The organism is Oerskovia gallyi (assembly GCF_014836745.1).
In the GTDB taxonomy this organism is placed as follows: Bacteria; Actinomycetota; Actinomycetes; order Actinomycetales; family Cellulomonadaceae; genus Oerskovia; species Oerskovia paurometabola.
On the sequence record NZ_JACSQE010000006.1, the window covers coordinates 191575 to 213471 of the forward strand.

The following is a 21897-nucleotide window of genomic DNA, read 5'->3' on the forward strand; positions in this document are numbered from 1 at the left end:
GTCAGTTCTCCTTTGCGGACGTCTGCGGCGTGGCGGCCGAGAGGCCGGCGGCAGAGGCCGCGCCGGACGTCATGAGGTCGAGGAAGCGGTCGAAGAGGTAGGCGGCGTCGTGCGGGCCGGCGGCTGCCTCCGGGTGGTACTGGACCGAGAACGCGGGGATGTCGAGGCACTCGAGGCCCTCCACCACGTCGTCGTTGAGCCCGATGTGCGAGACGACGACACGGCCGTAGCGGCCGCCGTCGTGCGGTGCGGTCGCCTGCTCCCCGATGGGGGCGTCGACCGCGAAGCCGTGGTTCTGGGACGTGATCTCGACCTTGCGCGTGGCGAGGTCCATCACGGGCTGGTTGATGCCGCGGTGGCCGTACGCGAGCTTGTACGTGCCGAAGCCCAGCGCGCGACCCAGGATCTGGTTGCCGAAGCAGATGCCGAAGTACGGCAGACGGCGGTCGAGGACCTCGCGCAGCAGCGTGACCTCGTGCGTCGCGGCGCTCGGGTCGCCCGGGCCGTTCGAGAAGAACACGCCGTCCGGGGCGAGGGCCAGGACGTCCTCGATCGTGGACCACGAGGGCACGACGTGCACCCGGATGCCGCGCTCCGACAGGCGCTGGGGGGTCATCGACTTGATACCGAGGTCCACCGCGACGACCGTCTTGAGCGGCTCCTTGCCGGCGAACTCCCCCGAGGGCTCGACCACGTAGGCCGAGGGGGTGCTGACCTCGCGGGCCAGGTCCGCCCCGGCCATCGCGGGGGCCGAGCGGACGAGCTCGACGAGCTCCTCGGTCGGGCGCAGGTAGCCGTCGCGCACCAGCGCGTCGCCCGAGAAGACACCGGCGCGCATCACGCCGCGGTCGCGCAGGTGACGGGTCAGCGCGCGCGTGTCGACGTCGCTGATCCCCACGATCCCCTGCTCGACGAGCTCGTCGGTCAGGGAGCCGGCCGAGCGCCAGTTCGACGGGCGGCGCGCGGGGTCGCGCACCACGAAGCCGCTGACCCAGATCTTGCGGGACTCGGGGTCGTCGTCGTTCACGCCGGTGTTCCCGATGTGGGGGGCCGTCATGACGACGATCTGCCGGTGGTAGGACGGGTCGGTCAGCGTCTCCTGGTAGCCGGTCATGCCGGTGTTGAAGACGATCTCGCCGAACGTCGTGCCACGGGCCCCGTAGGCGCGACCGGTCAGGGTCGTCCCGTCCTCGAGGACCAGGACCGCGGTCCGGTCGGTGTCCAGGGCGTCCGTGCTGGGGGTCGAGATGCTCACTGCTGCGGCTCCTTCGAGTCGTCGTTCGGTGCGCTGTCGGCGGCGGGAAGAAGCTCGCGGACTGCGTTCAGGAGGGTGGCACGGTCCGGGGCGAGCTGGGTCCGGAGTCCAGTATCCAAGCGGGTGGCCGGGGCCTGGCCGGCGGCCGGCACGGTCCACGTCAGCACGACCAGGCCGTCCTGACCGACGTACTTGCCCGCCATGCCCGGGGCCAGCGTCACGCCCTCGAGGGCGCTCGCGGCCAGGAACAGGTCCGGGGCTCCCTGACGGGCGATCAGCACGCCTGCCCGGTGCACGGTCACGGTCGCGTTCGACCGGAAGCCGAGGCGGTGGGCGCCGACGCGGGCGAGCCAGTCCCCCGCGAGCGTGCTCGACACGTAGACCGCGGTGAACGGCCCCGCGACGACCTCGCCGAGGTCGCCGTCCGGGACCGCGGGCGGGGCCGGGACGGTCTGGGCCGTGCGGGTCGTCAGACGCTTGAGGCCCACGAAGACGACGGCGAGCAGGACCAGGCCGATGACGACCCAGATACCGACCGCGACGGGCAGGGGGAGGTTCACGAGCGGACCTCCGCGACCTGCTCGACAGGAGCGCCGTCCAGGACGGTCGCGCGACCGCGCAGGAACGTCGCCACGACGCAGCCCGGCAGCTCGTAGCCGTGGAACGGCGTGTTGGTGCTGGCCGTGGCCTGCGAGCGGCCGTCGACGACGCGGCGTGCCGCCGGGTCCACGAGGACCACGTTGGCGGGCTCGCCGACCTCGAGCGGGCGACCCTGCGCCGTCGGGCCCTCGTCGATGCGGCCGATGCGCGCGGGCGCGGCCGACAGGACGCGTGCCACGTCCGCCCAGGTCATGCGGCCCGAGTCGACCATGGTCTGCTGCACGACGCTCAGCGCCGTCTCCAGGCCCGTCATGCCGAACGCGGCCGCGGCCCACTCGCAGTCCTTGTCCTCGCGCGTGTGCGGCGCGTGGTCGGTCGCGACGATGTCGATCGTGCCGTCCGCCAGGCCCTGGCGCACGGCCTCGACGTCTGCGGCGGTGCGCAGCGGCGGGTTGACCTTGAACGTCGGGTCGTAGTCCCGGGCGAGCTCGTCGGTCAGCACGAGGTGGTGCGGCGTGACCTCGGCCGTGACGTCGATCCCGCGGCCCTTGGCCCAGCGGATGATCTCGACCGAGCCGGCCGTCGACAGGTGGCACACGTGCAGGCGCGAGCCCACGTGCTCGGCGAGCAGCACGTCGCGCGCGATGATCGCCTCCTCGGCGACCGCGGGCCAGCCCGCGAGGCCGAGCTCGGCCGAGACGACGCCCTCGTTCATCTGGGCGCCCTCCGTGAGGCGCGGCTCCTGCGCGTGCTGGGCCACGACGCCGTCGAACGCCTTGACGTACTCCAGGGCGCGGCGCATGAGGATGGGGTCCCACACGCACTTGCCGTCGTCGGAGAAGACGCGCACGCGCGCCGCCGAGTCCGCCATGGCGCCGATCTCGGCGAGCTGGTGGCCCTCGAGGCCGACGCTGACCGCGCCGACCGGGTGGACGTCGACCCAGCCCGCGTCACGCCCGATGCGCCACACCTGCTCGACGACGCCCGCGGTGTCCGCGACCGGGGTCGTGTTGGCCATGGCGTGCACGGCCGTGAAACCGCCCACGGCCGCGGCCCGCGTGCCCGAGACGATGGTCTCGGCGTCCTCGCGGCCCGGCTCGCGCAGGTGCGTGTGCAGGTCGACGAGGCCGGGCAGGGCGACCAGGCCGGTCGCGTCGACGGCCGTCTCGTCGTCCGCGACGGGGCTGTTCGCCGCGCGGACCTCGGAGATGACGCCGCCCGCGAGGACGAGGTCGACCGGGTCGCCGCCCAGCGGGGCCGCGCCCTGCAGGACGTAGGTGGGGTTCGTGGTCTGCTCGCTCATTCGAGTCCAGCCCTTTCCTTCGATGCGTCGCCCGCGAGGAGCAGGTAGAGGACGGCCATGCGGACCGCCACGCCGTTGGCGACCTGCTCGACGATCACCGCGCGCGGTGAGTCGGCGGCCTCGGCGGAGATCTCCAGGCCGCGGTTCATCGGGCCGGGGTGCATGACGATCGTGTGGTCCGGCAGGAGCGCCAGGCGGCGCCCGTCGAGCCCGTAGTTGCGCGTGTACTCGAGCGGGTTGGGGAAGAACGCTCCCCCACCGGCGCCCGAGCCGCTCATGCGCTCGCGCTGGACGCGGAGCATCATCACGGCGTCGGGGGTGGTCTCGGCGAGGACCTCGTCGAGGTGGTACGACACGTCGCACGGCCACGTCTCGACGCCCACGGGCACGAGCGTGGGGGGCGCGACCAGGGTGACCTGCGCGCCCAGCGTGTGCAGCAGGTGGACGTTCGAGCGCGCGACGCGCGAGTGCAGCACGTCGCCCACGATCGCGATCTTGAGGCCCGCGAGGTCCTGGCCGGTCGGGTCGCCCGCGACCGACGCCCCCGCGGCGCCGCGGCCCACGAGGTGGCGGCGCATGGTGAAGGCGTCGAGCAGCGCCTGCGTCGGGTGCTGGTGCATCCCGTCGCCCGCGTTGACGACGGCCGCCTCGACCCAGCCCGCGTGCGCGAGCGTGTGCGGCGCGCCGGAGGCCTGGTGGCGGATCACGACCGCGTCCGCGCCCATGGCCTGGAGCGTGAGGGCCGTGTCCTTGAGGGACTCGCCCTTGGAGACGCTCGAGCCCTTGGCCGAGAAGTTGATGACGTCGGCCGACAGGCGCTTGGCCGCGGTCTCGAACGAGATGCGGGTGCGCGTCGAGTCCTCGAAGAACAGGTTGACGACCGTGCGACCGCGCAGCGTCGGGAGCTTCTTGATCTCCCGCGACTGCGTGGCGGCCATCTGGGCGGCCGTGTCGAGGATGCGGATGGCGTCGGCGCGCGCGAGGTCCGCGGTGGACAGCAGGTGCTTCATCGGGTGCCCTCGCTGGAGGTGGAGGTGGACCGCTGGCTGATGAGGACCGCGTCGGTCACGTGCCCACCCGCGCCGGACGTACCGTCGGGCGCGCCGTCGGTCTCGACGAGGCGTACGCTCACGCGCTCGGACAGCGACGTGGGCAGGTTCTTGCCCACGTAGTCGGGGCGGATCGGCAGCTCGCGGTGGCCGCGGTCGACCAGCGCGGCGAGCTGGACGGCACGGGGGCGACCGATGTCGCTGATCGCGTCGAGCGCCGCCCGGATGGTGCGCCCGGAGAACAGCACGTCGTCGACCAGGACGACGACCTTGCCGTCGATCCCGGACGCGGGCAGGCGCGTGGCACCGATGGTCCGCACGGGGTGCTTGTGGAGGTCGTCGCGGTACATCGTGACGTCGAGCTCACCGACGACGTCCGCGGGGACCAGGCCGGGCTCGATCGTCGCGAGGCGCTCGGCGAGCCGCTCGGCCAGGGGGACGCCGCGCGTCGGGATGCCCAGGAGGACCACGTCGTGCGCGCCCTTGTTGCGCTCGACGACCTCGTGGGCGATGCGGGTCAGTGCCCGCGCGATCTCGGCTTCGCCGAGAACGGTGGTCACGCCGTCCGAGGGGTCCTCGGGGGTGACGGTCGGTTCGGAAGATGGCACAGCAGGCCCAGAACTCATTCTGGTGACCTCCTTCCCCGCCTCACTGGACGGGCCTTAAAGGAAATCTGACGCCTTCACCCTACCCCTCGCCCGGACCGGGCCGGGTTGCTTCTCACGGGCTGGGCGGGCGTCGTTGATCACACTGCGGTCGCGAGGTGACGAGGCGTTCGATGGGCCCGCACGCACGTGTGCCGGCCCCGCCACGAGGGCGGGACCGGCACACGACGGCACGTGGTGTCGCCTGGGCGCGGGCGCTGGGCTGCGCGCCTGGGGGACGCCCGACGGCGTCCGGGCCTCAGGCCAGGATCGTCGGCTTCATCTCCTCGATGCGGGCCAGCAGGCCGTTGACGAAGCTCGGCGAGTCGTCCGTGGACAGCTCGCGGGCCAGGTCGACGGCCTCGTCGATCGCGACGGCGTCGGGGACGTCGTCGTTGTAGAGGATCTCCCAGCTGCCGATGCGCAGGAGCGCACGGTCGACCGCGGGCATGCGGTCGAGCGTCCACCCGTGCGAGTAGGTCTCGAGGAGCTCGTCGATCCGCTCGCGGTGCGCCAGCACGCCCTCGACGAGGTCCACGCTGTACTGCGGCAGGGGCGTCTGGGAGCCCGAGTCGACGACCCGGTCGGCGAGGAGGGTCTGCGGGTCCAGCTGGCGCTGCTCGGCCTCGAAGAGGACGTCGAGGGCGCGCTTGCGTGCCTTGGTTCGAGCACCCACGTCAGTCGTTCACGCGCCCCAGGTAGGAGCCGTCGCGGGTGTCGACCTTGACCTTGGTGCCCTGCTCGAGGAAGAGCGGGACCTGGATCTGCGCACCGGTCTCGAGGGTCGCGGGCTTGGTGCCACCGGTCGAGCGGTCGCCCTGCAGGCCCGGCTCGGTGTAGGTGATCTCGAGGACGACCGACGGAGGGAGCTCGATGTAGAGCGGGACACCCTCGTTGGTCGCGACGAGCGCGTTCTGGCTCTCGAGCATGTAGTTGGCGGCGTCGCCGACGGTCGCGGCCGGGACCGTGATCTGGTCGTACGTCGAGGTGTCCATGAAGACGAAGTCGTCGCCGTCCTTGTACAGGTACTGCATGTCGCGCTTGTCGACGTTCGCGGTCTCGATCTTGAGGCCGGCGTTGAAGGTCTTGTCGACGGTCTTGCCGGACAGGACGTTCTTCATCTTGGTGCGAACGAAGGCGCCACCCTTGCCGGGCTTGACGTGCTGGAACTCGATGATCGTCCACAGCTGGCCGTCGAGCTTGAGCACGGTGCCGTTCTTGATGTCGTTGGTCGTCGCCACGTTCGGTCTTCCTGTCGCGTTGTCATGGTGCTGCCGTCGGGGTGCCTCACCGCGCGATCCGCGTGCGAGCCACTGATGCGCACACGTTCGGGTGCGCGCCCTGGCGGTAGCCGGCCTTCCCTGGCGGGCTCCCCGGGCTTCGCTGGGCGCACGTCGGCGCTGCGAGTTCGCGGGGGCCGCGAAAGGCCCGGTCCAGTCTACCGGAGGAGTCCAAGGATCGCTGCGCCCAGCAGTCCGGTCGCCGCGGCCCAGATCATCGAGGCGAGCGTGCCGATCAGGAAGCGCTCGGCGCCGACCGGGTGCTCGCGCAGCTCGGGGTAGCGCCCGAGGCCCTTGATGGCGACCACGAACGCGACCCCCGCGGGATATCCGGCGAGCAGGCAGCCCGTGATCGCGAGGCGCTCGAGGATCCCGATCCAGGTCCCGCCGCGCAGCGTCTGGACGGCTTCGGTGCCCACGGGCCCGCCGGGGTCCGACGGCGCCGCACCGGTCGCCGGGTCGGGCGCCGCGGGCACGAGGGCCGGGGAGGGCGGCCCTGCCGGGGGCGGAGGAGGCACGGGTGCGCTCGCCGCTGCGCTCGGGCCAGCAGCCGGGACGGCGCGGCCGGGTGGCGGCGGGACGGGCCCGGGGTCACGGGCGGGCGGGAGCTCCCCCTCCGCCTCGGAGCGACGCGCGGCGGCCCGCAGGACCCACGGCGTCACGAGCATGCCGCCCAGCACGCTCAGCACGAGCGTCGCGAGCACGACCCCTGCGACGGCCAACCCTGTGGTGAAGCTCATGCGTCTGCCTCCTGGAGGAGCCTCGTCACGACCGGCCGGACGGCCGCTTCCTCGGACCACAGGCTCGCCCGCAGCCGTTGGCTCACGGCCTGCTCGCTGATCCCGAGGTCTCGGGCCACATCCTTCTGGGTGCCACCCACGCGCGCCAGCGCGTCCACGACCTCCCACCCCGCGGGAGTGCGGCGGGCGCCCACGGCGAGCAGGAGCCGCAGGAGCGCTTCGACCTCTCCCGCCGCTGCCCGGTCCGGCCCCTCGACCGCGAGCGGGACGTGGGTGCCGCGGGTCTTGGCCCGCTCGACCGCGGCCCGGGCGTGCACGAACGCCGATCCGGACGCCTCGCGCGATGCCGCGGGCAGGCCCCCGTCCGGACCGGGCAGCACGTCGCCGAGGCCGAGGCCCGTGCTCCACCCTCCCCACCTGCCCAGGGCGAGGACGATCTCCACGACGAGCGCGGCGTCGTCGAGCACGGCCTGGACCTCGTCGCCGACGGTGCGGTCGAAGCCGATGACGACCCCGTCACGCGCGTCGAAGGGTGCGAGCGCGGCCAGCACCTCCGGCACGAGGTCTCCTCGGCGGGTGCTGGCCCTCTGGTCCACGGTCAGGACGAACATCCCTCCACGGTAGACGCTTGATCTCCCTCTCACAAGGGCGAAGGCTTGATTCTCCCGAATCAAGCCCACAGACTTGGGAAAGGCGAATCTAGGCCGACAGCCTCGACACGATCGCGAGGACCGCCAGGCGGTAGGAGTCGAACCCGAAGCCGGCCACCGTCCCCGTCGCCACCCCGCCGATGACCGAGTTGTGGCGGAACTCCTCGCGCGCGGCCGGGTTGCTCAGGTGCACCTCGACCAGCAGCAGCCCCGCCTTGGTCACCTGTGCGGCAGCGTCGCGCAGCGCGTACGAGTAGTGCGTGAACGCCGCCGGGTTGAGCACCACGTGCGCGCCGTCGTCGACCGCGCCGTGCAGCCACCCGACCAGCTCCGACTCGTCGTCCGTCTGACGCACCTGCACCTCGAGGCCGTTCTCCGCGCCCCACCGCTCCCCCGCCGCGACCAGGTCGGCGTAGGAGGCCGCCCCGTAGACGTCGGGCTCGCGGACGCCCAGGCGACCGAGGTTGGGACCGTTGAGGATGAGGACACGAGTCATGCGCAGAGCCTAGCGGGGACCCGGGCATGGCTGAGCCGCCGCCCAGAAATCTGCTCCCGATGCGGGAAAAAGAACGGCACACAAGACAAACACCGCCGAACTGGAGGGTGACATGCCCAGAGTACGGCCAGGTCCCAGCAAGGGGATCTGATGACGGGAACCACCACAGGACGAAACCAATTCCACCTTGAAGGTTGTGTGGCCGCCCAGCCCCAGGTAATGTCCAACTCGTCAACGACGCCGAACTAGGAGAATTAATGCGACTCGCACAACTAACAGCATCCGTCACACTGACCACCGCGCTGCTAATTGGGAGCGGCGTCGCGTTTGCTTCCGCCGCCTCCGCCGCCTATCCAACCTGCAACACGGTCGGCATTCGCAACGGCATCGCAATCCCCTACTCGTCTGCCTCGGGCACCTACACCTGCAACCTCAGGCAAGGAAACTCTGGGGGCGCAGTGACCGCACTGCAGGACTCGCTCAACACCTGCCAGGGCGCTTCGCTGGCTGTTGACGGCAGCTTTGGCCCCGCCACCCGTGCAGCCTTGGTTGCGTTCCAGCAAAGCCGTGGCCTGGTTGCCGACGGCATCTACGGCCCCGCAACACGAAACGCGCTCCAATGGGTATTCTGGAGCAACGGTACGCCTCGGCCTTCCTGCCACGCATACTAGGAAGTACGGGTAAATCATAGGCAAGGACGCTTCTTGCGAGCGACTTCTTGCGCTGGTTCCGGGGTGGCGGGGCGTGATCAATCGCCTCGCCACCCCGGTTGAGCATGAAGACCGATCTTCAACATCGTCCGTCTCGTCTCGCTAGAGTGGTGAGTCTCAGCCAAGACTGGCGCACCTTTTGACTGTCGGCATCCAGCCGTTCCCAGGAGCGATTCTCCTCGTCTAGTACGGAGCGGAGACGGCGCGCTCGACCGGTGAGGCGATGCGCTCGGGAGGGGCAGATCGCACAGCCTGCCGCCCGCAGCCTCAGAGGCGGCAGGGCGATTGCGCGTGCCAATCCCCCGTGTTCACCCTCGCGCCCGCCGGACGGTCTACGATGCGCGCGTGCCAGATCACACGAACGTGACCCCCGCCACATCCGACGGTGACGCCCCCAGCGCCCCCGACGCAGGCCACGGCTCCCCCGCGCCCCGTCCTGCGGTCGGTCGCCGCCAGGTCCTCGCCTGGTCCCTGTGGGACTGGGGGTCGGCCGCGTTCAACGCCGTCGTCACGACCTTCGTCTTCACGCGCTGGATCACGAGCGACGCGTTCGTCGAGGCAGGCGCGGCCGACCCCCAGGCCGTCATGGCCGACCACACCGCGTGGCTCGGGTGGGGCCTGACCATCGCCGGAGCCCTCATCGCCCTGCTCGCGCCCGCGCTCGGGGCGCTCGCGGACGCCTCGGGCCGGCGCAAGGTGTGGCTCGGGGTCAACACCGCGGCGACCGTCGCGGCCATGGTCGCGATGTTCTTCGTGCAACCGACCCCCGGGTCGCTGTCCGACGCCGTGATCCTGGGCGTCGTGCTGCTCTCGGCGGGCAACGTCTTCTTCGAGCTGGCCTCGGTCGCGTACAACGCGCTGCTGCTCGACATCTCCACGCCGCGCACGATCGGGCGCATCAGCGGCATCGGGTGGGGCGCCGGGTACGTCGGCGGGATCGTGCTGCTGCTCGTGCTGTTCGTCGGCTTCATCAACCCCGAGGTCGGCTGGTTCGGGATCACGGGCGCCGACGGCATGGACATCCGCGTCAGCGTCCTGCTATCCGCCGTGTGGTTCGCGGTGTTCGCGATCCCCGTGCTCCTCGCGGTCCCCGAGTCGCCGCGCCGCGGAGGATCGGCCCCCATCGGCGTCGTCGGCGCCTACCGCAAGCTCGGCCGCGACCTGGTGCACCTGTGGCGCACGCGCCGCTCGACGCTCGGCTACCTCGTCGCGAGCGCCGTCTACCGCGACGGCCTGGCAGGCGTCTTCACGTTCGGTGCCGTGATCGCGTCGGGCACGTTCGGCTTCAGCGCGAGCGAGGTCATCGTGTTCGCGATCGCGGCGAACGTCGTCGCGGGCCTGTCCACGATCGCGGCCGGCTGGCTCGACGACAGGATCGGCCCGCGCCGGGTGATCCTCGGCTCGCTCGTGGGCCTCGTGATCTCCGGCACGGCGGTCTTCGTCCAGCACGACGGCGGCGCGAGCGTCTTCTGGCTGTGGGGCCTGCTGCTGTGCGCGTTCGTCGGGCCGGCCCAGTCCGCGAGCCGCGGCCTCCTCGGGCGGATCAGCGACGAGGGCCGCGAGGCCGAGGCGTTCGGCCTGTACGCGACCACGGGGCGCGCAGCGAGCTTCCTCGCTCCGATGGCCTTCGCGACCATGGTCGCCGTGTCCGGCCAGCAGTACTGGGGCATCCTGGGGATCGTCGCCGTGATCCTCGTGGGCCTCGTGCTCATGCTCTTCGTGCGCTTCCCCGCCGGGGACGGCGTGGACGGCGGCAAGGACCTCGCGGCGGCCCCCGCGGGGGCGGCAGGGTCGAGCACGGAGGTCTGAGGATGGTGGAGCCGGTCGTTACGGCCACGGCAGGAACGGGTCTGCCGTGGGAGCCCGACCGGCTGCTCGCCGGGTTCGAGGCCGCGACCCTGCCCACGGGCGGCCCCCTGCCCGCGGCGAGGAACGGCCTCCTCGCCCTCGTCCCTCCCCTGCCCCACCGGGCCGCGAGCGCCGCCACGGACCGTGACGCGGACCCCGGAGCCGTGACGGTCCCCGAGCCCGCTCCTGCGCCCGTCGCGACGCTCGTGCGGCGGGCGCACGGCATGGGCACGGGCACGGGCACGGGCGAGGCGGGCTTCTCGGACGACGGTCCGCGTGGCGTGTTCCTGCACGTGCACGGGTACAACGACTACTTCTTCCAGGAGCATCTGGCGCGGGCGGTCGAGGATGCGGGCTTCGCGTTCTTCGCGGTGGACCTGCGTGCGGCGGGCCGCTCGCTCCGCCCGGGGCAGGTGCCGCACTTCGTCGAGGACCTGCGGGAGCCGGCGACGGACCTGTCGGTCGCGGTCGCTGCCGTGCGGGGTCTGCACCCGGGGCTGCCGGTCGTGGTGCACGCGCACTCGACGGGTGGGCTCGTGGCGCCCTTGTGGGCGCACGCGCACCGTCGTCAGCGGCTGATCGACGCTCTGGTGCTGGACTCGCCGTTCCTCGACCTCAACTCGAGCTGGTTGAACCGGACGATCGCCACCCGGGTGCTCGACGCCGTCGGGCCGTGGTCCCCGCTCGCCGTGCTGAGCGCAGCGCCCTCGGCGTACGCGGCGCACCTGCTGGCCGCGAACGGGGGCCGGTGGGACTTCGACCCGACGCTCAAGCGTCCCGAGGGTCTGCCCGTGCGGGCGGGGTGGTTGCGCGCGGTGCGCCAGGGCCAGGCACGGCTGGCGCGGGGGCTCGACGTCTCGTGCCCCGTGCTGGTCGCGCACTCGGCGTCCTCGGGGCCCGACGACCTGGACAACCCGCTGCTCGACTCGCAGGACACGGTCCTGGACGTCGCCCAGATCGAGCGGCTCGCCCCGCGCGTCGGGGCCGACGTGACGGTCCGGGCGATCGAGGGCGGGGTGCACGACCTCACGCTCTCGACGGACGGCCCCCGGCTCGCCTACCTGGACGGCGTGCTGGACTGGCTCGGTGATCGGGTCGGGCAGGGCGACGGGCACGCGGCGGGGGCCTCCCGGTGAGCCGTACCGAGGCCCGCGGCGGACGCCCGGGTGCCTGGCACCATCCCTACCTCGACTCCCCCACGGGGTTCGTCGCGCTCGCGCACCGCGGCTTCTCCCGGGACGGGCTCGAGAACTCCCTCGCGGCGTTCGCTGCGGCCCGGGACCTGGGCTTCCGCTACGTCGAGACCGACGCGCACGCGACGTCCGACGGCGTCGCGGTCGCCCTGCACGACGCGAGCCTGGACCGCACGACCGACGGTGCGGGCCTGGTCGTGGACCTGCCCTGGGAGACCGTGCGGCGCGCGCGAATCGGCGGGGTCGAGCCCGTGCCGCTCCTGGAGGACGTCCTGGGGACCTGGCCGGACCTGCGCGTGAACGTCGACGTCAAGGCGGACTCCGCCGTCGGGCCCGTCGCGGCGGCGATCGAGCGCACGCGCGCGCACGAGCGGGTGTGCGTGACGTCCTTCTCCCCCGCGCGGCGCCGCCGGACGGTCGCACTCCTCACCCGGCCCGTGGCGACCTCGACCGGGACGAGCGAGGGCGCCACGTTCCTGCTCGCCGCCCGGGCGGGCGCCCCTCGTGGCCCGTTCGGCGTCGTCGCCTCGTGGGCGCTGCGAGGCGCGGACTGCCTGCAGGTCCCCGTCGGGCAGGGGCGTGTGCGGGTCGTGGACGCCCGGACGGTGGCCGCCGCGCACGCAGCGGGACGCCAGGTGCACGTGTGGACCATCAACGACCCGGTCGAGATGGCGCGGCTCCTCGACCTGGGCGTCGACGGCATCGTGACCGACCGGGCGGACCTGCTGCGCGACATGCTGACCGCGCGGGACCGCTGGGGCTGACGCCGCTGCATCCTCCCGCCCGGCGCCTCCGCGACGGAAGAACGGCCCGCCTCCCGGACGGGGAGGCGGGCCGTGCTGGTGCCGTGCAGGGACCCGACGGCGGCGCGTCAGAGGGCGATCGGGCCGCCCCTGGGGGCGTCGATCGAGATCTCGGCGTACGCGGCCGCGAGCAGCGCGGGGTCCGGTCCCTCGAGGCGCCCCGGCTTGGCCAGGCCGTCGAGCACGACGAAGCGCAGCATGTCGCCGCGGGACTTCTTGTCGCGTCGCATCGCGGACAGGAGCTGCTCCCAGCGGTCGCCACGGTAGGTCAGCGGCAGTCCGAGGCTGCCGAGGATCGCGCGGTGGCGGTCCACGGTCTCGTCGTCGAGGCGCCCCGCGAGGCGCGCGAGCTCGGCCGCGAAGACCATCCCGACCGACACGGCCGCGCCGTGACGCCACGCGTAGCGCTCGGTGAGCTCGACCGCGTGGCCCAGGGTGTGCCCGTAGTTGAGGATCTCGCGCAGGCCAGCCTCCTTGAGGTCCTCGCCCACGACGCGCGCCTTGACCGCGACCGAACGCTCGATGAGCTCGACGACCACGGCCCACGTCGAGGCAGGCACCTCGGTCCCGCCCCATGCCTTGAGCTCGTCGACGTTCTCCTCGACGAGCTCGAGGATGCGTGGATCGGCGATGAAGCCGGTCTTGACGATCTCCGCGAGCCCGGCGACGAAGTCGAACTTGGGCAGCGACTCGAGGGCCGCGACGTCGCACAGGACCCCCGCGGGCGGGTGGAACGCGCCCACGAGGTTCTTGCCCTCGGCCGTGTTGATGCCCGTCTTGCCGCCTACCGCCGCGTCGACCATGGCGAGCAGCGTCGTCGGGACGTGCACGACCTTGATGCCGCGCAGCCACGTCGCGGCGACGAAGCCCGCGAGGTCGGTCGTGGCGCCACCGCCGACCGAGACGATCGCGTCGCTGCGCGTGAAGTCGGCCTGCCCGAGCACCTGCCACAGGAATGCCGCGACCTGCGCGGTCTTGGCCTCCTCGGCGTCCGGGACCTCGGCGATGTACGCCTCGTAGCCGACCGCGAGCAGGTCCTCGCGCACCGTGTCCGCAGACGTCGCGAGCGCGGACGGGTGGATCACGAGGACGCGGCGGACGTCCGGACCCAGCATCGAGGGCAGCTCCCCGAGCAGGTGGCGCCCGATGAGCACGTCGTAGGGCTGGGCGCCCTCGACCCGCACGCGGGCCGGGGTCGCCGGGGTGCCCTGCGGGGTCGCAGCGCTGAGGGACGGCCCGTCGGTCTCGGTCGTCTGCTGGTCGTTCACTGCTCGCTCCTCGTCTGGTCGGCCGCGACGTCCTGGGACGTGCCGCCGAGTGCTGCTTCGATCTCCCCGGCCACCTGGCGGGGGGTGCGCGCGTCCGTCACGACCCGCACCGTGGCGAGCCGCTCGTAGACAGGTCGGCGCTGCTCCATGAGCGCCTGCCACCTGGCCCGGGGGTTGCCGAGCAGCAGTGGCCGCGCCTGGTTGAACCCGACCCGCGGGCCCGCGTGGGCCAGTGAGACGTCGAGGAAGACCACGACTCCCCCCGCGGCCGAGTAGGCCTCGAGGGCCGCCTGGGAGTGCTCGTCGAGGACGGCGCCACCCCCCAGGGCGAGGACGCCCTCGTGGACCGCGAGCGCCTGGGTCACGGCCTCGCGCTCGAGGCCGCGGAAGTGCGGCTCGCCGTCCTCGAGGAAGACGTCCGCGACGGTCTTGCCCGCGAGGACCTCCACGTCGGTGTCGGTGTCGCGCGCCGCGAGGCCCAGACGCTCGGCCAGGACGCTCGCGACCGTGGACTTGCCGCTGCCGGGAGGGCCGATGAGGACGACGCGGGGGCTGCTGCTCGTGGTCATCTCAGCGCAGCAGCTCGGGGACCGACGCCAGGTAGCCCTCGACGTTGCGGCGGACCTCGGAGACCGAGTCGCCGCCGAACTTCTCCAGGACGGCCTCGGCGAGGACGAGCGCGACCATGGCCTCGGCGACCACGGCGGCGGGCGGCACGGCGCACACGTCCGAGCGCTGGTGCTGGGCCTTGGCGGGCTCGCCCGTGGCGACGTCGACCGTCGCGAGCGCACGGGGGACGGTCGAGATGGGCTTCATGGCCGCGCGCACGCGCAGCACCTCGCCGTTGGACATGCCGCCCTCGACGCCGCCCGCACGGTTGCTCAGACGGTGCAGGTGACCGTCCTCGCCGCGCACGATCTCGTCGTGCGCCTGGGAGCCGCGACGGCGTGCGGTGCGGAAGCCGTCGCCGACCTCGACGCCCTTGATGGCCTGGATCCCCATGAGCACGGCCGCGAGGCGAGCGTCGAGGCGACGGTCCGACTGCACGTAGGTGCCCAGCCCCGACGGGACGCCGTACGCCAGGACCTCGACCACGCCGCCCAGGGTGTCGCCGTCCTTGTGGCACTCGTCGATCTCGGCGACCATCGCCGCGGAGCTCGCGGGGTCGAAGCAGCGCACCGGGTCGGCGTCGAGCCGCGCGACGTCGTCGGGCCGCGGGAGGGCCGTGCCCTCGGGGACGTCGACCGTGCCGATGCCCACGACGTGCGAGACGAGGCGGATCCCGACGGCCTGCTCGAGGAACTTGGCCGCAGCCACCCCGAGCGCGACGCGGGTCGCGGTCTCGCGGGCCGAGGCGCGCTCCAGGACCGGACGCGCGTCGTCGAACGCGTACTTGCGCATGCCGACGAGGTCCGCGTGCCCGGGACGTGGGCGTGTCAGGGGACGGTTGCGGGCGATCTCCCGCACGTCGCCCGTCCCGGCGTCGACCTGCAAGGCCTCGGCGGGCACGGGGTCCGCGCTCATCACGTCGACCCACTTGGGCCACTCGGTGTTGCCGATCTCGATCGCGAGCGGACCGCCCTGCGTCAGCCCCAGGCGCAGCCCGGCAAGGACACGGACCTCGTCCTGCTCGAACTTCATGCGCGCACCGCGCCCGTACCCGAGGCGGCGGCGCGCGAGCGCGTCCTGCACGTCCTTCGTCACGAGCTCGACCCCTGCGGGCAGCCCTTCCAGGATGCCGACCAGCGCCGGACCGTGCGACTCACCCGATGTCAACCAACGAAGCATGAGCAGAATCCTCCCACGTCACCCGGCGCGGCCCCGAACCCGACCGCAGTGCGGACCGCCCGGCGGGGCGGCGCCCGGACGCACGGGGTCGCAGCCGGGCGCACGGGCGTGTCGACGGGCCTGTGGACGGCGCCCGCCCCGGCGCGGCCCGCTGCGCTAGGTTCGCCGGGTGACGAACGCAGGGGGCGGGGGTCCGGTCGTCGTGCCGGGGCAGGACGGTTCCGTCGAGACGAGCCCGGACGCCGGCGCCCCGGACCTGGCGACCGCGCGTCGGCTCGTCCGGATCTGGCGCCGGGCCGTGGCCGAGGTGCGCCCGCACCGTCGCGCGGTCCTCGCGGTGACGGCGGTGGCCGTGCCTGCCACGGTCGTGGGGGCGTGGGCCGCGGGCCACCCCGTGGTGGCGCTTCCCGCGGCCGGGTACCTCGCTCTCGTCGGGTCGGCGCTCGCCGTGATCGACGCCCGCACGCACCGCCTCCCGGACGTCCTGGTGCTGCCGTCCTACCCGGTCCTGGCGGTGCTGCTGGGCCTTGCCGGCCTGCTCGGGCCCGACGGCGGCGCGCTCGTCCGCGCCCTGGCCGGCGGTCTGGGCCTCTACGGCGCGTACTTCCTGCTGGCCCTCGCGCCGTCGGGGCTCGGCTTCGGAGACGTCAAGCTCGCCGGGCTGATCGGCGCGATGCTCGCGTGGTGCGGGTGGGCCGAGCTCGCCGTGGGGGCGAGCGCGGCCTTCTTCCTCGGCGGTACCTGGGCCCTCGTCCTGCTCACCACGAGGCGGGCAGGACGACGTTCGGCGATCCCGTTCGGCCCGTTCATGCTCGCGGGCGCGCTCGTCGGTCTGATCGGTGGTCCCGCGGTGCTCGATGAGGCGCTGCTGCTGGGCTGAGCGCACAGCGCCGGCCGCGGCCCCGGTCTCAGATTCTGGCGGTGCTCGGTGCGAGGGCAGCCTCGAGGGCCTCGGCCATCGCCGCGAGCGGCGCGACGTGCCCCGTCATCAGACGCACCTGCTCGGCGGCCTGGTGCAGGAGCATGCGCTCGCCGCCCACCACGGTGGCACCGGCGTCCGCCCAGGCGCGGGAGAGCGCCGTCGGGCGCGGGTCGTAGACCACGTCGAGCAGCACGCCGCGGGGGCCCGACGCCCCGGTGGCGGACTGCACGGTAAGGGCGTCCGCGACCGGGTCCGCGGCCCGTGAGGGCAGCGTCGAGACGACGACGTCCGTCTGCGCCACGAGCGGCGACGCTGGGTCGAGCACCGCGAAGCGTGGGGCGACCCCCATGCGGTGCGCGGCACGCTGCAGACCGCCCGTGCGCCCCAGGGAGCGCACCAGGACGGTCGGGGCCGTGCAGCCGAGCTCGGCGAGCGCGGCCAGCGTCGAGGCCGCGGTCGCGCCCGCGCCGAGCACCACGGCCGAGCCGACCGGGCGGTCCCCCAGCCCCTCGCGCAGCGCGGCCACGAGGCCGTGGACGTCGGTGTTGGCGCCCACGAGCGTGCGCCCCGACCCCGTGGGCTGGAACAGGACCGTGTTCACGGCACCCACGACGCCCGCGAGCGGCTCGACGTGGTCGAGGAGGGGCAGGACGACCTGCTTGAGCGGCATGGTCAGGCTGAGCCCGGCCCAGCTCTCGTCGAGCCCTTCCACGAACGACGCCAGCTCCTCCTCGGTCACGTCGACCGCGGAGTACTCCCACCCGTCCAGCCCCAGCGCGCGGTACGCGGCCGAGTGCAGGACGGGCGAGAGCGAGTGGGCGACGGGGTGGCCCAGGACAGCAGCGCGACGAGCGGCGCCGACCGTCACGGGTTCTCCTTCTGCCACTGCCTGAGCTCCGCGCGGTACCGCTCGTGCTCGGCGTTCGTGGACGAGAACTTGGTCTCACCCGTGTCGAGATTGACCGCGATCCAGAAGATCCAGTCGCCCGGCTCCGGGTTGAGCACGGCCTCGATCGACTTCATCCCCGGGGAGGCGATGGGGCCGGGCGGCAGCCCCTTGTGCTTGTAGGTGTTGTAGGGGTTGCTCGCATCCGCGAGGTCCGTGGTGCTGAGAGTCACCCCCGACCGGCCGAGGCCGTACGCCACGGCAGCATCGATGTCGAGGGTCATGTCCCGCTCGAGACGGTTCTGGATCGCCTGCGCCATCTTGGGGCGGTCCTCGTCGGCCTTTGCCTCGCGCTCGACCAGTGACGCCTTGACGATCACCTCCTCGCGGTTCTCGGCCGGGACCCCGAGGCTGTCCAGGTTGGTCGTCGTCTGCAGGATCATGTTGGAGATGATCGTGGCGGCGGTGTCGTCCGGCTGCAGGAGGTAGGTCGCCGGGAAGAGCCACCCCTCGTAGTTGCCGCCCGCTTCCGCCGGAAGTCCCACCGCGGCGGGGTCGGCCATGGCGGCCTCGAACTCCTCGCGCGGCTTGCCCGTGACGGACACCGCGGTGTCGAGGATCTGGGTGACCGTCCGGCCCTCCGGGACCGTCAGCTTCATCTCGTTCTTGCTCTCCTTCGAGAGCAGCAGCGTGATCGCGGCAGACGCCTTCATCTCGGTGAGCAACGTGTAGTTGCCCGGCTGGATCTTGCCGGCGTCCGGGTTCTCCTTGAAGGCCTTGACGAAGGCGCTGACCGACTTCACGACCCCCGCCTCGACGAGCGTCTCCCCCATGGCCGTACCGGTCGACTGCGGCTCGATCGTCACGTCGACGGGGTCGACGCCCTGGCCCTCGTAGTCCGCGGCGCTGAACGGGTTCTCGAAGCCCAGCAGGCTCGAGGCGTTGGTGGCCAGGTAGTACCCGGCCCCGCCCACGAGGACCAGCGCGAGCACCACGATCAGGGTGCGCCGTCGCCGTCGCTGCGCGCGCTTCTTCGCGGCGCGACGGTCTCGGCTCCCCGAACGGGTCGCCCGCGACGGTGGTTGTTGCTGCACCGGCGGGCGGTCGAATAGGTCGGTCACGGGAGGCTGCCTCCTGACGGGTGTGCGCGCGGCGGTCCTTGCCACGACGCAACGATCAACGTTCTACGTACTCTCCGGCGCGCGCCCCCGCGCTCCGCTCGCGGTCCAGAGCGGTCTGGAGGATGATAACCGCCGCCGCCTGGTCGACGACAGAGCGCTGCTTGCGCCCGGCGCGCCCCGAGGCCCGCAGCGCCTGGTGGGCGCTCACGGTCGTCATGCGTTCGTCGACGAGGTGCACCGGGACCGGTGCGACGGCACGTGCCACCAGTCCAGCGTACGCACGTGCGGACGCGGTGGCGGCACCTTCCGCGCCGGAAAGGTGCCGAGGAAGCCCGATGTACACCACACGTGCACCCCGTTCCTCCACTTCGGACGCGATCCGCGCGACGTCTGCCGGGAACGTGCCCGACGGCGTGTCGGGGCCGGAGGGGGCGGTCTTCATGTCCCGTGGCAGGGTCTCGACGGGGGTCGCGATGAGGCCGTCAGGGTCGCTCGCAGCGAGCCCGACACGCACGCTGCCCACGTCGACGCCCAGGCGGGCACCCCTCGGGAGAGGGGTGCCCGCCTGGTGGTCGTCGATCGTCATCGGGTGCGCGCTCAGAGTGCCGAGGCGACGTCGTCGCGGATGCCCGCGAGAGCCGCCGGGAGGGCGGACACGTCGGTGCCGCCGCCCTGGGCCATGTCGTCCTTGCCGCCACCGCCGCCGCCGAGCACGCCCGACGCCTTCTTCGCGAGCGCGCCCGCGCGCAGTCCCGCCTCACGAGCGGGTGCGTTGGTCACGATCACGACCTGCGGACGCTCCTTGCTGACGCCTGCGATCGCGACGACGCTCGGGGCCGAGTCCGCGAGACGGCCGCGCACGTCGAGCGCGAGGGCGCGCAGGTCGTCGGCCGAGGCCACCTCACCCGCGTCGTGCACCACGATTCGCACGGTCCCGACGGTCTCCGCGGCGGCCGCGAGGTTCGCGGCGGACGCGAGGAGCTGTGCCTGGCGCAGCGCCGCGAGCTCCTTCTCGGCGTCGCGCAGGCGCGCCACGAGCGAGCCCACCCGGTCCGGCAGCTCCTCGGTGCGCACGTTCAGCAGGCCCGTGAGCTGCCCGACCAGGGCGTGCTCCTTGGCCTGGAAGCCGTAGGCACCGTCGCCGACGAGCGCGTCGACGCGGCGCACGCCCGAGCCGATCGAGGACTCGCCGAGCAGCGTGACCAGGCCGAGCTGCCCGGACTGCTTGACATGCGTGCCCGCGCACAGCTCGCGCGACCAGTCGCCACCGATCGAGACCACGCGCACCTGGTCGCCGTACTTCTCGCCGAACAGCGCCATGGCGCCCAGGGCGCGGGCCTCCGCGATGGGCATGACCTTGTCCGTGACCTCGAGGTTCTCGGCGAGCTGGGTGTTGACCCGCTCCTCGACCTCGGACAGCACGCCTGCCGGCACCGCGCTCGAGGCGCGGAAGTCGAAGCGGATGCGGCTCGGCGCGTTCTCCGAGCCGGCCTGCGTCGCGTCCTTGCCCAGGGCCTCCTGGATGGACTTGTGGATCATGTGCGTCGCGGTGTGGGCGCGGCTGATCGCCTTGCGGCGGGCCGTGTCGATCTGCGCGGTGCCCGGGTCGCCCAGTGCCACGACGCCCTCGACGAGGCGTCCGCGGTGCACCGAGAAGCCCTTGATCGGGCGCTGCACGTCGTCGACCTCGATGGTCGCGCCGCCGTCGAGCACGATCGTGCCGTGGTCGGCGAGCTGGCCGCCGGCCTCGGCGTAGAACGGTGTGCGGTCGAGCACGACCTCGACGTCGGCCGGGGCCGTCGCGGCCGGGGAGGGCACGCCGTCGACCAGGAGGCCCACGACATTGACCGACGCCGTGGCGTCCGTGTAGCCCAGGAACTCGACCGGGCGGGCGAGCTCGCTCTGCAGGGCCTCGTAGGCCGCGGTGTCGACGCCGCCCGTGCGCTTGGCGAGCGCGTCGGCGCGCGCACGGGTGCGCTGCTCCTGCATGAGGGCGCGGAACGCCTTCTCGTCGACCTGGACGCCCTGCTCGGCGGCCATCTCGAGGGTCAGGTCGATCGGGAAGCCGTACGTGTCGTGCAGGGCGAACGCCTGGTCGCCGGGCAGCACGGGCGTGCCACCTGCCCCGGCCGTGGTCTTGGCGGCCGCGACCGCGGTGTCCAGGATCGTGGTGCCCGAGGTCAGGGTGCGACGGAACGCCTCCTCCTCGGCGTAGGCGATCTGGGAGATGCGCTCGAAGTCGGCGCCGACCTCCGGGTAGGAGGCCTGCATGGCGTCGCGCGAGACGGGGAAGAGCTGCGGTAGCGAGGGGTCCTCGACGCCCAGCAGGCGCATGGCGCGCACCGAGCGGCGCAGCAGCCGGCGCAGGACGTAGCCGCGGCCCTCGTTCGAGGGGCGCACGCCGTCGCTGATGATCATGAGGGCCGAGCGGACGTGGTCGGCGACCACGCGCATGCGCACGTCGTCGTCGGTGTCCGCGCCGTAGCGCTTGCCCGAGAGCTCCTGGGCCGCCGCGATGACGGGGAAGACCTCGTCGATCTCGTACATGTTGTCGACGCCCTGCAGGACGAACGCGACGCGCTCGAGCCCCATGCCGGTGTCGATGTTCTTCTTCGTGAGCTCGCCCAGGATGGGGAAGGACTCCTTGGTCCCGCCGTCGCCGCGCTCGTACTGCATGAAGACGAGGTTCCAGATCTCCAGGAACCGGTCACCCGCGAGGTCGACCGCGGGGCCGCCGTCGGGGCCGTACGCCGGGCCGCGGTCGAAGAAGATCTCCGAGCAGGGACCGGCAGGCCCGCGGGCACCCGTGGACCAGTAGTTGGGTCCCATACCGAGGCCTTGGATGCGCTCGTCCGGCAGCCCCGCGATCTTCTTCCAGAGCTGGCGCGCCTCGTCGTCCTCGTGGAAGACGGTGACCCAGATCTTGTCCTCGGGGATGCCGTACCCGCCGTCGTCCTGCGACCGCGTGATGAGGTCCCAGGCGTAGGTGATCGCGCCTTCCTTGAAGTAGTCCCCGAACGAGAAGTTGCCGTTCATCTGGAAGAACGTGCCGTGGCGCGTGGTCTTGCCCACGTCGTCGATGTCGAGGGTGCGCACGCACTTCTGCACGCTCGTCGCACGGGCCCACGGCGCCGTCTGCTCGCCCGTCATGTACGGGATGAACGGCACCATGCCCGCGATCGTGAACAGGGTCGAGGGGTCCGGCGAGATGAGCGACGCCGAGGGCACGACGGTGTGGTCCTGGGCGGCGAAGTAGTCGAGCCAACGCTTGCGGATCTCGGCGGTACGCATGATGTCCTTCGGAAGTCGGTGATGGAACGGCCCGGGGCACGCCGCAGGGG

General features: G+C 72.6%; 22 protein-coding genes. 5 read left to right on the forward strand and 17 right to left on the reverse strand.

What is annotated here, in order from left to right:
- Window position 1: 1 nt before the first annotated feature.
- The 10 genes from carA to H9640_RS09425 all read right to left on the reverse strand — a co-directional run bounded on the left by carA (window position 2) and on the right by H9640_RS09425 (window position 8017).
- Window positions 2-1255, reverse strand: coding sequence for a glutamine-hydrolyzing carbamoyl-phosphate synthase small subunit (gene carA / locus H9640_RS09380; RefSeq protein WP_191790446.1), 1254 nt, complete (start codon window positions 1253-1255; stop codon window positions 2-4).
- Window positions 1252-1815, reverse strand: coding sequence for a PH-like domain-containing protein (locus H9640_RS09385; RefSeq protein ID WP_307824096.1), 564 nt, complete (start codon window positions 1813-1815; stop codon window positions 1252-1254). The genes carA and H9640_RS09385 overlap by 4 nt, the downstream gene beginning before the upstream one ends.
- Window positions 1812-3158: a dihydroorotase gene (locus H9640_RS09390; protein WP_191790447.1), complete on the reverse strand. Its 1347-nt coding sequence runs from the start codon at window positions 3156-3158 to the stop codon at window positions 1812-1814. Before H9640_RS09390 ends, H9640_RS09385 begins: the two co-directional genes overlap by 4 nt.
- Window positions 3155-4168, reverse strand: a complete 1014-nt coding sequence (locus H9640_RS09395; protein WP_191790448.1) for an aspartate carbamoyltransferase catalytic subunit — start codon at window positions 4166-4168, stop codon at window positions 3155-3157. The genes H9640_RS09390 and H9640_RS09395 overlap by 4 nt, the downstream gene beginning before the upstream one ends.
- Window positions 4165-4833: a bifunctional pyr operon transcriptional regulator/uracil phosphoribosyltransferase PyrR gene (gene pyrR / locus H9640_RS09400; RefSeq protein WP_191790449.1), complete on the reverse strand. Its 669-nt coding sequence runs from the start codon at window positions 4831-4833 to the stop codon at window positions 4165-4167. The genes H9640_RS09395 and pyrR overlap by 4 nt, the downstream gene beginning before the upstream one ends.
- Window positions 4834-5110: 277 nt before the next feature.
- On the reverse strand, window positions 5111-5527 hold the full coding sequence (nusB, locus tag H9640_RS09405; protein ID WP_191790450.1) for a transcription antitermination factor NusB: 417 nt from the start codon (window positions 5525-5527) through the stop codon (window positions 5111-5113).
- 1 nt (window position 5528) lies between these two features.
- On the reverse strand, window positions 5529-6092 hold the full coding sequence (efp, locus tag H9640_RS09410; protein WP_138824390.1) for an elongation factor P: 564 nt from the start codon (window positions 6090-6092) through the stop codon (window positions 5529-5531).
- A 197-nt stretch (window positions 6093-6289) separates the two neighbouring features.
- Window positions 6290-6871 (reverse strand): hypothetical protein, encoded by a 582-nt coding sequence (locus H9640_RS09415; protein ID WP_191790451.1) that lies wholly within the window; start codon window positions 6869-6871, stop codon window positions 6290-6292.
- On the reverse strand, window positions 6868-7482 hold the full coding sequence (locus H9640_RS09420) for a hypothetical protein (RefSeq protein WP_191790452.1): 615 nt from the start codon (window positions 7480-7482) through the stop codon (window positions 6868-6870). The genes H9640_RS09415 and H9640_RS09420 overlap by 4 nt, the downstream gene beginning before the upstream one ends.
- Before the next feature lie 88 nt (window positions 7483-7570).
- Window positions 7571-8017 (reverse strand): type II 3-dehydroquinate dehydratase, encoded by a 447-nt coding sequence (locus tag H9640_RS09425; protein WP_191790453.1) that lies wholly within the window; start codon window positions 8015-8017, stop codon window positions 7571-7573.
- A 257-nt stretch (window positions 8018-8274) separates the two neighbouring features.
- On the opposite strand from H9640_RS09425, the gene H9640_RS09430 reads away from it, so the two are divergent.
- From H9640_RS09430 to H9640_RS09445, 4 genes are all read left to right on the forward strand, one after another.
- The gene (locus H9640_RS09430; RefSeq protein WP_191790454.1) at window positions 8275-8688 is read left to right on the forward strand and encodes a peptidoglycan-binding domain-containing protein; all 414 of its coding nucleotides are present in this window, start codon (window positions 8275-8277) and stop codon (window positions 8686-8688) included.
- 384 nt (window positions 8689-9072) lie between these two features.
- The gene (locus H9640_RS09435) at window positions 9073-10536 is read left to right on the forward strand and encodes an MFS transporter (protein WP_318243718.1); all 1464 of its coding nucleotides are present in this window, start codon (window positions 9073-9075) and stop codon (window positions 10534-10536) included.
- A 5-nt stretch (window positions 10537-10541) separates the two neighbouring features.
- Window positions 10542-11711, forward strand: coding sequence for an alpha/beta hydrolase (locus H9640_RS09440; RefSeq protein ID WP_318243719.1), 1170 nt, complete (start codon window positions 10542-10544; stop codon window positions 11709-11711).
- Entirely contained in the window at window positions 11708-12532 is an 825-nt protein-coding gene (locus tag H9640_RS09445) for a glycerophosphodiester phosphodiesterase family protein (RefSeq protein ID WP_191790455.1), read from the forward strand. Before H9640_RS09440 ends, H9640_RS09445 begins: the two co-directional genes overlap by 4 nt.
- 107 nt (window positions 12533-12639) lie before the next feature.
- Here the strand turns inward: H9640_RS09445 and aroB are convergent, their stop codons facing one another.
- The 3 genes from aroB to aroC all read right to left on the reverse strand — a co-directional run bounded on the left by aroB (window position 12640) and on the right by aroC (window position 15627).
- Window positions 12640-13755 carry a 3-dehydroquinate synthase gene (gene aroB, locus H9640_RS09450; RefSeq protein ID WP_191790523.1) on the reverse strand — a complete coding sequence of 372 codons (1116 nt, stop codon included), beginning with the start codon at window positions 13753-13755 and terminating at the stop codon, window positions 12640-12642.
- 80 nt (window positions 13756-13835) lie between these two features.
- The gene (locus tag H9640_RS09455; RefSeq protein ID WP_191790456.1) at window positions 13836-14408 is read right to left on the reverse strand and encodes a shikimate kinase; all 573 of its coding nucleotides are present in this window, start codon (window positions 14406-14408) and stop codon (window positions 13836-13838) included.
- Window position 14409: 1 nt separating this feature from the next.
- Complete coding sequence (aroC, locus tag H9640_RS09460; protein ID WP_191790457.1) at window positions 14410-15627, reverse strand: chorismate synthase; 1218 nt, start codon at window positions 15625-15627, stop codon at window positions 14410-14412.
- Window positions 15628-15796: 169 nt separating this feature from the next.
- Between aroC and H9640_RS09465 the strand changes: the two genes are divergently transcribed.
- Window positions 15797-16507: a prepilin peptidase gene (locus H9640_RS09465; RefSeq protein WP_318243720.1), complete on the forward strand. Its 711-nt coding sequence runs from the start codon at window positions 15797-15799 to the stop codon at window positions 16505-16507.
- A 28-nt stretch (window positions 16508-16535) separates the two neighbouring features.
- On the opposite strand, the gene H9640_RS09470 is transcribed toward H9640_RS09465, so the two are convergent.
- The 4 genes from H9640_RS09470 to alaS are packed head-to-tail and all read right to left on the reverse strand — an operon-like array spanning window position 16536 to window position 21847.
- Window positions 16536-17417, reverse strand: a complete 882-nt coding sequence (locus H9640_RS09470; protein WP_191790458.1) for a shikimate dehydrogenase — start codon at window positions 17415-17417, stop codon at window positions 16536-16538.
- A complete protein-coding gene (gene mltG, locus H9640_RS09475; protein WP_191790459.1) occupies window positions 17414-18556 on the reverse strand; it encodes an endolytic transglycosylase MltG in 1143 nt (380 codons plus the stop codon). The genes H9640_RS09470 and mltG overlap by 4 nt, the downstream gene beginning before the upstream one ends.
- A 55-nt stretch (window positions 18557-18611) precedes the next feature.
- Window positions 18612-19142, reverse strand: coding sequence for a Holliday junction resolvase RuvX (ruvX, locus tag H9640_RS09480; RefSeq protein ID WP_191790460.1), 531 nt, complete (start codon window positions 19140-19142; stop codon window positions 18612-18614).
- 11 nt (window positions 19143-19153) lie between these two features.
- Window positions 19154-21847, reverse strand: coding sequence for an alanine--tRNA ligase (gene alaS, locus H9640_RS09485; RefSeq protein WP_191790461.1), 2694 nt, complete (start codon window positions 21845-21847; stop codon window positions 19154-19156).
- Between the last annotated feature and the right edge of the window lie 50 nt (window positions 21848-21897).

Excerpts from the sequence above, each read along its gene's own strand:
- pyrR (WP_191790449.1), bottom strand. The coding sequence starts at position 4,833 with ATGAGTTCTGGGCCTGCTGTGCCATCTTCCGAACCGACCGTCACCCCC.
- alaS (WP_191790461.1), bottom strand. The coding sequence starts at position 21,847 with ATGCGTACCGCCGAGATCCGCAAGCGTTGGCTCGACTACTTCGCCGCC.
- H9640_RS09420 (WP_191790452.1), bottom strand. The coding sequence starts at position 7,482 with ATGTTCGTCCTGACCGTGGACCAGAGGGCCAGCACCCGCCGAGGAGAC.
- H9640_RS09395 (WP_191790448.1), bottom strand. The coding sequence starts at position 4,168 with ATGAAGCACCTGCTGTCCACCGCGGACCTCGCGCGCGCCGACGCCATC.
- aroC (WP_191790457.1), bottom strand. The coding sequence starts at position 15,627 with ATGCTTCGTTGGTTGACATCGGGTGAGTCGCACGGTCCGGCGCTGGTC.
- H9640_RS09430 (WP_191790454.1), top strand. The coding sequence starts at position 8,275 with ATGCGACTCGCACAACTAACAGCATCCGTCACACTGACCACCGCGCTG.
- ruvX (WP_191790460.1), bottom strand. The coding sequence starts at position 19,142 with ATGACGATCGACGACCACCAGGCGGGCACCCCTCTCCCGAGGGGTGCC.
- H9640_RS09425 (WP_191790453.1), bottom strand. The coding sequence starts at position 8,017 with ATGACTCGTGTCCTCATCCTCAACGGTCCCAACCTCGGTCGCCTGGGC.
- H9640_RS09415 (WP_191790451.1), bottom strand. The coding sequence starts at position 6,871 with ATGAGCTTCACCACAGGGTTGGCCGTCGCAGGGGTCGTGCTCGCGACG.
- H9640_RS09390 (WP_191790447.1), bottom strand. The coding sequence starts at position 3,158 with ATGAGCGAGCAGACCACGAACCCCACCTACGTCCTGCAGGGCGCGGCC.
- H9640_RS09455 (WP_191790456.1), bottom strand. The coding sequence starts at position 14,408 with ATGACCACGAGCAGCAGCCCCCGCGTCGTCCTCATCGGCCCTCCCGGC.